The organism is Streptomyces sclerotialus (genome assembly GCF_040907265.1).
GTDB classification, from domain to species: Bacteria; Actinomycetota; Actinomycetes; order Streptomycetales; family Streptomycetaceae; genus Streptomyces; species Streptomyces sclerotialus.
This window is the reverse complement of sequence record NZ_JBFOHP010000002.1, coordinates 7,324,198-7,335,938: the sequence shown is the minus strand read 5'-3', so window position 1 is coordinate 7,335,938 and position 11,741 is coordinate 7,324,198. Positions and strand designations below refer to the sequence as shown.

The window sequence follows — 11,741 nt, the reverse complement described above, 5'->3', positions numbered from 1 at the left end:
TCCCTCGTCTGTGTACCGCGCCTGACCGGGCGTCGGCGGGAAGAAGCGAGGATGGCAGCGATTCAGCGCTTCGCCCAAGCGAGCGAAGGCCTCATCGCATAACGTTCGCGGAGCTCCTCGGCAACCCGGCGGGAAGCGGGAGGGCGGCCCGGTTTCGCCACAGGAGACGGCGAAGAAGTGGCCAGCTGCTTCGGTGCGGGCTCTACCGTCCCTCCACGCCCGGACTCGGGTACGGCCGGGGTACGAGTCTCAACGGCGGTCGCGGCCACAACATCCGTTCCCGGCTGACCAATGGTCGGCGGGACTGGTGGATACCGCTTCTCCGACGCCGATTCCTCACGCAGCAACCTCTCGAGCGAGTCGAGCCGATCCAGCATCGGCGCATCCGGCTGCGGCAACACCGATGTGGGGTAATCCTTCGCCGTCGTCTCTTGGATCAGAGCCCGTCGTGCGCGAGCCGGACTCGTACCCAGAAGCCGCATGAGATCGGCGAACTGCCGGGTCACCCGCTCTAGGGAGGGGCGGTCATCCGCCTTGTGCGCCAACATCGACGTCACGACGGGAGCGAGTTCGTCGGGCAACCCGGACAGATCGGGGCCGACCTCGGGGTTGACCACCTGCGCGGCCACCGCCTCCCACCGGACGCCGTCGTACGGATAGTGCCCGGTCGCCGCGTACAGGAGTACCGTGCCCAGACCGTATACGTCGGCGGCCTGCGTCACGTCCGCCTCCCCCAAAGCCTGCTCGGGCGGCATGCAGCGCACCGTACCGATGACCGAGCCGGCCTGGGTGAGCGACCCCTTGGAGACTCCGAGGAAGGCACCGAGTCCGAAGTCGATGATCACTGGGCCGAAGTCGCCCAGGATGACGTTCTGCGCCTTGAGGTCCCGGTGCACCAGGCCCGCTGAATGTACGGCGGCGAGACCTTCAGCCAACAGCGCCCCGAGGCTCGCCACGAGTGGCGCGACAAGGGGGCCGTGGTTCCCCACGACATCGGAGAGCGAACGTCCGGGGACGTAGTCCATGGCCAGCCAAGGCTGCTCCGCAAACGGGTCCGCGTCGATGAAACGGGCTACGCGACCGGTCCCTGAGACGGTACGCGCGAGGTCCGCCTCGCGCTCGAAACGGGCACGAGTATGCGGGTCCGTGCGGTCGGGTCGGATGACCTTCACAGCGACCGGTTCCCCCGCAACGGAGTAGGCGAGGTACACCTCCCCCATCCCGCCCGCGCCGAGCCGCCGCTCGACGAGATAAGGACCGATACGCCGCGGTAACGTCCCGTCGTTCACCGCATCCCCCGACTCCCCAACAACAGCACAGTCTTCCCGGCGCGTGCGCTACACCTCAGCCAACGAAGGGCGCGAGCGGCATAGGCCCTGCCGAATCACTCCTACAGTGTAGTGATCGTAATCCCTCAGCAGGAAGTGATCCTTCGGCCCGGGAAGGAACTTCCGCTCCATGTCCGGAGCCAGGCCGCTCTGAAAGGAGCATCATGCCCCGGACCTGCCATATCGTTCCGTCCGCATATCTAAGCAGGACCAGCGGGTCGCCGAGGAAAGTGATGTTCCCCTGCCCTCGGCGTTCTCCGGCCATGCGGAGCCGACCACCCATGTTGTCGTCCGACGGACAGGCCTGCCGCTGTTGTTCTGCTACTGAGGTGAGCATCTTGAGTCCAGTCGTCGGCGATGACGGCACCTGCCCACTGCGGCAACAGTCGCTCCATAGGGGACCGGTATATCTCTGAGTCAGTGTCCAGGTCTTGACTATGAGGCATCAGCGAGTGGCGTTCTTCGACGTCTTGACGAGAGCCTTTCGCGGCCGTGATTTTGCGCTGGACACCGTGCCGCGTCGTAAGCCAGACCGTCCGGGCCAGGCTGCAGGAAACGCCGCCGCCAGGTGCGGACCGCGTTCGGGGAGAAGCCGCCAGGCACCTCCATGTGGTTCTGCGTGCTCGGTCTCGTCACGATGTCACCGGTACGAACAACTCGGCTTTGCAGGTCAGCCCCTCACCTGCGTCGCCCTAGCCCTCTCCTGGCCCTGCCGCCGCTGCGTACTCCGGGGCGGCGGGACCGCCCTGTCCCGTTTTGGACGACCGTTCTAGTCGCATGAGATCAACACTCCGGACGTCACGTGGCGGCATTCGAAGTGTCTGACCTCGTTGAATCGGCGCTTCGAAGGGCCTCCCCCCACGGGAGGCCCTGGGCTTGGTGCGGCCGGGCTTCGCCTCTACAGTCCGTACCGAACCAGCGCCCTAGCCAAGAAAGCTCAACCGAACCTGCCGGTTCGGATTGTCCCCGTTCGTGTCCACCAGGCATACCGACTGCCAGGTGCCCAGTTCGAGGTGGCCGTTTACGACGGGGAGGGTGGCGTGGGGTGGGACGAAGGCGGGGAGGACGTGGTCGCGGCCGTGGCCGGGGCTGCCGTGGCGGTGGCGCCAGCGGTCGTCGGCGGGGAGCAGGTCGCGGAGTGCGGAGAGCAGGTCGTCGTCGCTGCCCGCGCCGGTCTCGATGATGGCGATGCCGGCCGTGGCGTGCGGTACGAAGACGTTCAGCAGGCCGTCGCGGCCGGCCGCCGCCTCGGCGAGGAATGCCGAGCAGTCTGCGGTGAGGTCGTACACGGTCTCGTCGGAGCCGGTGGTGATGTTCAGTACGTGTGTCGTGAATGCGTGACCCATGCTCCCCATGATCGGTGATCCGCCGGGAAGGGCCGAACTGACACACGGCCGCAACAAAGGTCCACTGGCCGAGACGGCGATTGACCCGGTCCGGGCCGCGCGGCTACGTTCAGCGACATGTTTACGTCAGCCCTGCTCACCACGCGCGGTCACATCGACCTGCTGCGGGTGGCTTCCGCCGGCTGTCCCGGCGGCTGCTGACGCGCTCTCAGCCGATGCGCTGAATCCTCTCACTTCTTCGGCGCGGTCTCACCGCGTGGTGTTTGCGTGTTGCGGTGTTTCCGCGTCGTTGTGTTCTTTTCTGATGCGTGCGTGGGCCGCATTGCCGCCGCTCCCGCTCCCCCGTTCTTGCCTCTGCTCGTGGAGCTTTCATGCCGCTCGATCAGGCCGTCGTAGCCGATCAGTCGTCCTCACCACCCGATGTGTCTCGGAGAGAGACCGTTTCTTCCGCCTCAGTCGCCTCTGTCTCAGGCGTCTCCGCCTCAGGCGTCTCCGCCTCAGGCGTCTCTTTCCCGTCCGTTCCTGAGCTCGTCACTCTTGTGCCGGTGTCGGCGCGTCGCCGGTCTGTTCCGCGGTGGCTGCGGCGTGGTGTGGGGCCGGTGGGGTTGCTCGTGCTGTGGCAGGTGCTGAGTGGGACGGGGGTGTTGCATCCCGACGTACTCGCCTCGCCCGGCACCATCGCCCGTACCGCCGGGAGCCTCATCTCCGACGGCACCCTGCCGTCGGCGATGCTGGTATCCGTTCAGCGCGTACTGGTGGGCCTGTTGCTGGGCGGCATCGCCGGTGTCGCGCTCGCGCTCGTCTCCGGGCTGTCGCGGCTGGGTGAGGACCTGGTGGACGCGACCGTACAGATGCTGCGGTCCGTCCCGTGGGTGGGTGTCATCCCGCTCTTCATCATCTGGCTGGGCATCGGCGAGGCACCGAAGATCGCGCTGATCTCGCTGGGGGTGGCCTTCCACCTGTATCTGAACGTGTACGCCGGGATCCGCGGCGTGGACGCCCAGCTGGTCGAGGCGGGGTCCTCGCTGGGGCTCGGGCGGTGGGGGCTGATCCGGCACGTCGTACTGCCCGGGGCGCTGCCCGGCGCGATGACCGGGCTGCGGTACTCGCTGGCCACCGCGTGGCTCGCGCTGGTCTTCGGCGAGTCGGTCAACGCGGACGACGGCATCGGCTTCCTCATGAACCAGGCCCGGGAGTTCTTCCGTACCGATGTGATCGTGGTGTGCCTGATCGTCTACGCACTGCTCGGTCTGCTCGCCGACTTCCTTGTCCGTACCCTCGAAAGGCTGCTGCTGCAATGGCGACCGACGTTCACGGGGCAGTGAGCCCGACGACGAAGACGGTGGAGGGAACCCACGCTTCCGCCGCTGTGCGCGTGGCCGGGCTGACCCGTTCGTTCGGTGGGCGGGCGGTCATCGACGGCCTCGAACTGAACGTGCGGGCAGGCGAGTTCGTCGCGTTGCTGGGGCGCAGTGGGTGCGGCAAGTCGACGCTGCTGCGGGTGCTGGCCGGGCTGGACCGGGAGATCGAGGGCGAGGTGTCGGTACCGCGCCGCTCGGCCGTCGCCTTCCAGGCGCCGCGGTTGATGCCCTGGAAGAAGGTGTGGCGCAACGTACTGCTCGGGCTGCCGGGCCGTCCCGGACGTGCCGTCGCGGAGCGGGCGTTGGGCGAGGTCGGACTCGCGCACCGTACCGACGCCTGGCCCAAGACGCTCTCCGGTGGCGAGGCCCAGCGCGCGTCCCTGGCGCGTGCTCTGGTGCGCGAGCCGGATCTGCTCCTGCTGGACGAGCCCTTCGGCGCGCTGGACGCGCTGACCCGCATCAAGGCGCAGCGGCTGGTCGCCGAGCTGTGGCAGCAGCGTGGTTGCGCGGTGCTGCTGGTCACCCACGACGTGGAGGAGGCGCTGCTGCTCGCGGACCGGGCGGTGGTCATGGACGAGGGTGTGATCGCGTACGAGACCGCCATCGACCTGCCCCGCCCCCGCGACATCACCAGTCCGGGCTTCGCCGCGCTGCGCAGCCGGCTCCTGGAGCGACTGGGCGTGGCCGAGGACGTCGAGCCGGATACCTCTGCCGATGCTCCTGTTGTCCCCACTGTCCCCACTGTCCCTACTGTCCCTACGGCGGTCAGTACGGCGGCCGGTACGGCGACGTCCCGCACGGCGAAGGGCGAAGCCTGATGGGCAGCAGCAGGACGTCGCGGAGAACGCCGAACGGCACGGCGCCCACGACAGCGCACCGCATCACCCACGGAACGACGAGGAACGGACCCACCGTGATGAGATCCCGCCGACCGGCCCCGGCCCTTGCCCCGGCCGTCGCCCTGCTGCTCCCCCTCGTGCTGCTGCTGACGGCGTGCGGGGGTGCGTCCCGGGCGGAGGGGGCGCCGCCGGTAAGGGCAGTGGCACCGACGGCAAGGGGGCGCTCACGCTGCGCGTCGGGGATCAGAAGGGCGGTTCGGAGGCGCTGCTGCGTGCCGCCGGGGAGCTGGACGATCTGCCGTACCGCATCGAGTGGTCGACCTTCACCTCCGGCCCGCCGCTGCTGGAGGCGCTCAACGCGGGTGCCGTGGACATCGGCGGGGTGGGCAACACACCGCCGGTCTTCGCCGCCGCCGCGCAGCAGAAGCTCAAGGTCATCGCCGCCACGCACAGCTCATCGGCGGGCGAGACGATCCTGGTGAAGAAGGACTCGCCGCTGAAGCGGCCGGCCCAGCTCAAGGGCAGGACGATCGCGGTGGCGCAGGGCAGCTCGGCCAATTACCAGCTCGTCGCCTCACTCAAGAAGGCGGGTCTGACGACCGAGGACGTCAAGCTCAGTTATCTGCAGCCGGCCGATGCGCTGGCCGCGTTCACGCGGGGCCGGGTGGACGCCTGGGCGGTGTGGGACCCGTACACCTCGCAGGCGCTGGACCAGGCCGACGCTCGGGTGCTGACCACCGGGAAGGACGTCGTCAACGGCCTGTCGTTCCAGGTGGCAGCGCCGGACGCGCTCGACGACAAGAAGAGGTCGGCGGCTCTGAAGGACTACAACGAACGGTTGCGGCGCGCCCAGGACTGGGTCTTCAAGCACCCGCAGCGGTGGGCCGAGGTGTGGGCCGAGGAGACCGGGCTGCCGGAGAAGGTGGCGCTGGACGCGGTACGGCGTACGCGCGGTACGGCCGTACCGGTCGCCGTCGACAAGGCAGCCGTCGCCTCCGAGCAGCGCATCGTCGACACGTTCGCGGACATCAAGCTGATCCCGCGCGCGTACTCCTTCGAGGAGTTCGTCGACACGCGCTTCAACGGTGATCTGCCGCCCTCCAGCACCGCCCCGCGGTCGTACGGCAGGGGCGACTAGGGAAGAAACGGGAAGACAGCGGGCCCCGCCTCTGTTAGTAGAAACATGAACTATGTCAGCGGGGTCCGTGACGTCGACATCGTCGTCATCGGTGCAGGTCAGGCCGGTCTCGCCGCGGCGTTCCACCTGCGGCGACTGGGTTACGTCCCGGACCAGGACTTCGTCGTCCTCGATCACGCGCCGCGTCCGGGCGGCGCGTGGCAGTTCCGCTGGCCGACCCTGACCTACGGCAAGGTTCACGGGATGCATGCGCTGCCCGGGATGGAACTGACCGGGGCGGACGCCGCACGGACGTCCGCCGAGGTCATCGGCGAGTACTTCAGAGCGTACGAGGACACCTTCGGGCTGCGCGTCCACCGTCCGGTGCACGTCACCGCGGTACGTCCGGGGCCGGAACCGGACGGCCGTCCACTCGGCAGTCCGCCCGGCCGGCTGTTCGTCGAGTCCTCGGAGGGTACGTACGCCACCCGGGCGCTGGTGAACGCGACCGGTACCTGGGACCGTCCGTTCTGGCCGCACTTCCCGGGTCAGGAGCGTTTCGGCGGGCGGTTGCTGCACACCGCCGGCTACCGCGGTCCGCAGGAGTTCGCCGGGCGGCGGGTCGTCGTGGTCGGCGGCGGCACCTCCGCCGTACAGCACCTGATGGAGATCGCCGAGGTCGCGGCGGACACGGTCTGGGTGACCCGGCGGCCGCCGGCCTTCCGCGCGGGTCCCTTCGACGAGAACCGCGGCCGCGCGGCGGTGGCCCTGGTCGAGGACCGGGTCCGGCAGGGCCTGCCGCCCCGCAGCGTGGTCTCGGTCACCGGACTGCCGATGACCGAGGAGCTGCGCCGGGCCCGGGAGCGCGGGGTGCTCGTGCGTCGGCCGATGTTCGACCGGATCACCGGAACGGGCGTGCAGTGGGCCGAGGGAGTGCGGGACGACGGGGTGACCGGCTACGACGCCGACGCCATCGTTCTCGCCACCGGCTTCCGGCCCGTCATCGATCATCTCGCCCCGCTGCGCCTGCGCGCACCCGGTGGCGGCATCCGGATGTCCGGCACCCGCGTCACCGACGACCCCCGCGTCCACCTCGTCGGCTACGGCCCCTCGGCCAGCACCATCGGCGCCAACCGGGCGGGCCGGGCGGCGGCCCGGGAGATACGACAGCTCCTGGAAGCCGAGCCGGTCGCCGCCTGACTCCGCCGACGGATCGGGGGTTCACTCGAAGCGCGAGGGGTCGCCCGCGCCCCGGCGTACGAGCTCGGGCTCGCTGCCGGAGAAGTCGATGACCGTGGTCGGCTCGGTGCCGCACTCGCCCGAGTCGACCACCGCGTCCACGACGTGGTCGAGCCGTTCCTTGATCTCCCAGCCCTGCGTCAGCGGTTCGTCCTCGCCGGGCAGGAGGAGGGTGCTGGAGAGCAGCGGCTCGCCCAGTTCGGCGAGGAGGGCCTGCGCGACGGCATGGTCCGGGATGCGGACGCCCACCGTCTTCTTCTTCGCGTGGAGCAGCTTGCGCGGCACCTCCTTCGTCGCCGGGAGGATGAAGGTGTAGCTCCCGGGCGTCGCGGCCTTGATGGCCCGGAACACGTCGTTGTCGATGTGGACGAACTGGCCGAGCTGGGCGAAGTTCTGGCACACGAGCGTGAAGTGGTGACGGTCGTCGAGCTGCCGGATCGAGCGGATCCGGTCGATGCCGTCACGGCTGCCCAGCTGGCATCCGAGGGCGAAACATGAGTCCGTCGGGTAAGCGACGAGCGCGCCGGACCGGATGCTGTCGGCCACAGTGCCGATGGTGCGCGGTTGCGGGTTTTCGGGGTGCACGTCGAAGTACTTCGCCATCCGTCGAGCCTAGGCCATGTGATCGAAAACCCGTACCAGCATGGCCGGTACGCGTTTTGCGGTCACCGCCCCGCGCGAGTACGGGCGTCGCGCCCGCCCCGTCCGGCTCGTGGTTCAGCCAGGGAAGCGGCCCGTGCTGCGTAGTTCCCAGCGGCGTTCGGCGTAGGCCAGGTCGTCACGCCACAGCCGGCCGGCGACGGCCCGCATGAGGGGGCGCAGGGCGGGGGCCGCCTTGCGCGCTGCCGCGAAACCGGGGCGGTCGGAGGCCGCCACCAGCGCTTCGATCACCGCGGTGCGCGGCCGCCCCCGGTCGTCGGGGGTGAGCGGGGTGGCGTGGGTCTCGACCACGGAGCCCTGGCCTTCGCCGTCGGTGATGCGCATGACGACCGTGCGGGGCTCCGGGGCCGTGAACACCGCGCGTACGGGGACCACCAGGCGGCCGGCGAGGCGGAAGGAGACGTCCACCGCGAACCCGTCCTCGTCGTCGGCCGTGTCCGCCCCCTGCGGCCCGCCGTCCGGCGCCGTCACCACCGTGAGGTCCACGAAGGAGTACGGGTGGAACCAGGCGCCGTGCCAGGGATCGAGGCGGTTGGCCACCACGTCCTCCGGCTCGCACACGCCGGTACCGGTGTAGACGGCCGTCACCGCGTCGGGCAGGTGCGGGCGTGCCGGGATCACCGGGGTGTCCCGTGGTTCCTCCCCGCCCGCTGCGTCCAGGCGTACCCAGACCAGTACCCCGTCGTCGTGCACGGGCAGTGGTGCCCAGCCCGCGAACGGGCTGCCGTCCAGGGCGAGTCCGTGCCAGTGGCAGACGAGACGGCCGCAGCGGACGGGGCTGTCCCGTAGCGGCGCGCCGAGGTGGGGGCAGGCGCCCGGGCCGGCGACCAGGCGTCCGCCGGCGTCGCGCCAGACGACCACCTCGTGTCCGGCGACCGTACGGCCCAGGGGGCGGCCGGGTCCGATGTCCCGGGTGGCGCCGACGACGAACCAGTTGCCGGACGGGCGGGCCAGCGCGCGTTCGAGTGCCGCGGCGATCAGCTTCGGCCTGGCGTCCCGCCACGTCGGCCGCTGGCGTTCCCAGGGGACGGGGGCGCGGCGCAGGCGGAGCGGGTAACGCCCGCGTACGGGGCGGCCGTCGGGGCTCATCCGGCCTCCCCCGCTCCGGCCGGCCGCAGGGCAGCTTTGGCGGCTCCTGTCGGCCGTAGGGCAGCGGTCCGGCTTGTGACGCCTACGAGGGGCGGCGAGCCGCCCGCCCGTAGGCGGGCCGTCACCACCCGGGCGAGGCCGTCCAGGGCGACGGCCGCCCGGCGGCGCCGGGGGACGACAGCGCGCCGGTGGAGTACGGCGTAGCCTTCGGCGGCGATGGTGTCCAGGATCGCCCCGTAGAGCACGAACGCGGTACGGATGCAGGGGCGCGCCACCGGGTCGAGCATCGCCAGGCCGGGGGCGGCCTCCCGGTACACGCCGCGCGTGAGGTCCTCGGCGGCCCGCAGTGCGGCGGTGATGCGGCGGTCCGGCCGTCCGGTGTCCCGGCTCCAGCGGAGCAGCTGCCGGTCGACGCCGTGCGCGCCGAGCAGGTCGGCAGGCAGGTAGATCCGGCCCCGGTCCAGGTCCTCCCCCACGTCCCGCAGGAAGTTGGTGAGCTGGAAGGCGATGCCCAGCGCCGCGGCGTGCGGGGCCGCCCGGTCGCGGGGCACCACCGTGCCGAGCACCGGCAGCATCTGGAGCCCGATCACCGCGGCCGATCCGTGCATGTAGCGGCGCAGCTCTTCGTAGGTGGCGTAGTCGGTGACCACCAGGTCGTCGTGCATGGACGCCATGAAGTCGGTGAAGTGGCGGTGGTCGATCCGGTACCGGGCGGCGGTGTCGGCGAGGGCGTGCACCACGGGCTCCGCGCTGTGCCCGTGGCGCAGCCCGTCCTCCAGGGCCCGCCGGAGCCGCAGCAGTGCCTCGCGGCGCTCCGGGCCGGTGGCGCCGTCGTCGAGGCTGTCCACGATGTCGTCGGCCCAGCGGGCGAAGCCGTACAGGGCGTGCACGGCGGGGCGGCGGGCCGGCGGCAGCAGCCGGGTGGCGAGGAAGTACGTACGGCCGTGCCGGGCGTTCAGGTACCGGCAGCGGGTGTACGCCGCGCGCAGGGCCGGGTCGGTGATGCCGGCGGCGTCCAGTTCGCGGTCGGTCATGGCCGGGTGCCTTCCGTGGCCGGACGCGGGGCCCGGATGCGGGTACGGGGACGGGGCGGCGGGCCGGTGACCCGGGCGGCCGCCAGTTTGCCCGAGAGCAGGACGGTCGGTACGCCGACGCCCGGTGTGGTGCCGCAGCCCGCGAGTACGGCGTTCTCGGTGCCGCCGACGAGGTTGCGCGGACGGAAGGGGCCGGTCTGCGCGAAGGTGTGGGCGGCGGAGAACGGCGTGCCCGCCGCGTGTCCTTGTGCGTGCCAGTCGGCCGGTGTGACCAGGCACTGCTCTTCGACGGCGGCGGCGATGCCGTCGAGTCCGCGGCGCTGGAGTTCGCTGAGCAGGTGGTCGCGGTAGCGCGGCGCGAGGTCGCGCCACTCGGCGGCGCTCGGCCCGATGTCGGTGTTGGGGCAGGGCGCCAGGATGTAGTGCAGGTGGCGGCCGGGGGGCGCGAGCGACGGATCGGTGGCGGTGGGGCGCGTGATCAGGAGGGACGGGTCGGTCATCGGGCGGCCGGTCCTGGTGAGTTCGTCGAAGGTACGCCGCCAGGCACCGCCGAAGGACAGCGTGTGGTGGGCGAGGTCCGGCCAGGTGCGGTCGGTGCCCGCGTGCAGGACGACCGCGGAGGGCGAGTGGCGCAGCCGTACCGGGCGCCGCGGGCGGCGGCCCAGCAGCCGGTAGGCGACGGGCAGGTCGGGGGTGAGGACGACCGCGTCGCACGGGATGCGGCCCTGGGAGGTGAGCACCGCGGTGACGCGGCTGCCGGAGCGTTCCAGGCGGGTGACGTCGTGTCCGTACCGCAGGTCGGCACCGGCTTCGGCGGCGGCCTCCGCCATGGCCCGCGGCAGGGCGTGCATGCCGCCGCGCGGGAAGTACACGCCCGCGACGGTGTCCATGTACGCGATGACGGCGTACGCGGCCAGGGCGCGGGCCGGCGGGACGCCCGCGTACAGGGCCTGGAAGGTGAACACCCGGCGCAGCCGCTCGTCGTGCAGGTGGCGGGCGATCCGGGCGTCGAGGCGGCCGAAGCCGCCCAGTGCGGCGAGGCGGGCCAGGTCGGGGTTGAGCAGCTGGAGCGGTGAGTCGAAGTTCGCGTCGATGAAGCGGCGCATCTGTGCCCGGTAGACCTCCTCCAGCCAGCCGCGCAGGCGCCGGTAGCCGGCGGCCTCCCGGGCTCCGGCGAAACGTTCGACCTCGGCCTCCATCGCCTCGGGCCCGGTGTGCACGTCGAGCCTGCTGCCGTCGGCGAAGTGCGCTCTGTAGGCGGGGTGCAGGGGAACGAGCTCGACGCGCTCCCGGAGGCTGCCGCCCACCGCCGCGAAGGCCTCGTCGGCGAGATCCGGCATGGTCAGGACGGTGGGACCGGTGTCGATGCGGTAACCGCCGCGCTCGATCCGCCCGGCGCGGCCGCCGGGCAGCGGACCGCGCTCGACGACGGTGACCCGGCGTCCGGCGCCGAGCAGGTGCAGGGCGGCCGCGAGGCCGGCGAGCCCGGCTCCGACCACGACGACGTGGTCGGTGGGCCCGGGGAGGGTCCTGGTCATCGTGTTCCTCCGTCGGCCGCGGGCGGGTGGCGGACGCTGTACGCGGCGAGCCGTCCCATCTTCGCCGCCGCGGACCCGTGGACGGCGGACGACACGAGGGCGGGCCGTACTTCGGCGCGATCGCGTCCGGAACGGTGCCGGTGGGGCCGGCGGTCCCGGGGTACCCAGGTGGCCGGAAGCCACACCGTCC

The 11,741-nt window shown here is 71.4% G+C and carries 9 protein-coding genes and 1 pseudogene; 4 read left to right on the top strand and 6 right to left on the bottom strand.

What is annotated here, in order from left to right; all coding sequences use genetic code 11:
- Positions 1 to 62: 62 nt before the first annotated feature.
- The gene (locus AAC944_RS32275; protein WP_030609368.1) at positions 63 to 1,289 is read right to left on the bottom strand and encodes a serine/threonine-protein kinase; all 1,227 of its coding nucleotides are present in this window, start codon (positions 1,287 to 1,289) and stop codon (positions 63 to 65) included.
- 962 nt (positions 1,290 to 2,251) lie between these two features.
- A complete protein-coding gene (locus AAC944_RS32270; RefSeq protein WP_030609371.1) occupies positions 2,252 to 2,674 on the bottom strand; it encodes a secondary thiamine-phosphate synthase enzyme YjbQ in 423 nt (140 codons plus the stop codon).
- A gap of 539 nt (positions 2,675 to 3,213) precedes the next feature.
- Here AAC944_RS32270 and AAC944_RS32265 point away from each other — a divergent pair.
- The 4 genes and pseudogenes from AAC944_RS32265 to AAC944_RS32250 all read left to right on the top strand — a co-directional run bounded on the left by AAC944_RS32265 (position 3,214) and on the right by AAC944_RS32250 (position 7,191).
- Positions 3,214 to 3,999, top strand: coding sequence for an ABC transporter permease (locus AAC944_RS32265; RefSeq protein WP_037771345.1), 786 nt, complete (start codon positions 3,214 to 3,216; stop codon positions 3,997 to 3,999).
- Positions 3,972 to 4,853, top strand: coding sequence for an ABC transporter ATP-binding protein (locus AAC944_RS32260; protein ID WP_078888330.1), 882 nt, complete (start codon positions 3,972 to 3,974; stop codon positions 4,851 to 4,853). The genes AAC944_RS32265 and AAC944_RS32260 overlap by 28 nt, the downstream gene beginning before the upstream one ends.
- A 98-nt stretch (positions 4,854 to 4,951) precedes the next feature.
- Positions 4,952 to 6,012, top strand: a pseudogene (locus tag AAC944_RS32255) (ABC transporter substrate-binding protein).
- Between the two features lie 45 nt (positions 6,013 to 6,057).
- Positions 6,058 to 7,191, top strand: coding sequence for an NAD(P)-binding domain-containing protein (locus AAC944_RS32250; RefSeq protein ID WP_030609382.1), 1,134 nt, complete (start codon positions 6,058 to 6,060; stop codon positions 7,189 to 7,191).
- Between the two features lie 21 nt (positions 7,192 to 7,212).
- Here the strand turns inward: AAC944_RS32250 and AAC944_RS32245 are convergent, their stop codons facing one another.
- The 4 genes from AAC944_RS32245 to crtI all read right to left on the bottom strand — a co-directional run bounded on the left by AAC944_RS32245 (position 7,213) and on the right by crtI (position 11,551).
- On the bottom strand, positions 7,213 to 7,833 hold the full coding sequence (locus AAC944_RS32245; protein ID WP_030609385.1) for an L-threonylcarbamoyladenylate synthase: 621 nt from the start codon (positions 7,831 to 7,833) through the stop codon (positions 7,213 to 7,215).
- 114 nt (positions 7,834 to 7,947) lie between these two features.
- Positions 7,948 to 8,979: a Rieske (2Fe-2S) protein gene (locus AAC944_RS32240; protein WP_030609388.1), complete on the bottom strand. Its 1,032-nt coding sequence runs from the start codon at positions 8,977 to 8,979 to the stop codon at positions 7,948 to 7,950.
- Complete coding sequence (locus AAC944_RS32235) at positions 8,976 to 10,013, bottom strand: phytoene/squalene synthase family protein (RefSeq protein WP_030609390.1); 1,038 nt, start codon at positions 10,011 to 10,013, stop codon at positions 8,976 to 8,978. Before AAC944_RS32235 ends, AAC944_RS32240 begins: the two co-directional genes overlap by 4 nt.
- Positions 10,010 to 11,551: a phytoene desaturase family protein gene (gene crtI, locus AAC944_RS32230; protein ID WP_030609393.1), complete on the bottom strand. Its 1,542-nt coding sequence runs from the start codon at positions 11,549 to 11,551 to the stop codon at positions 10,010 to 10,012. Before crtI ends, AAC944_RS32235 begins: the two co-directional genes overlap by 4 nt.
- Positions 11,552 to 11,741: the final 190 nt, after the last annotated feature.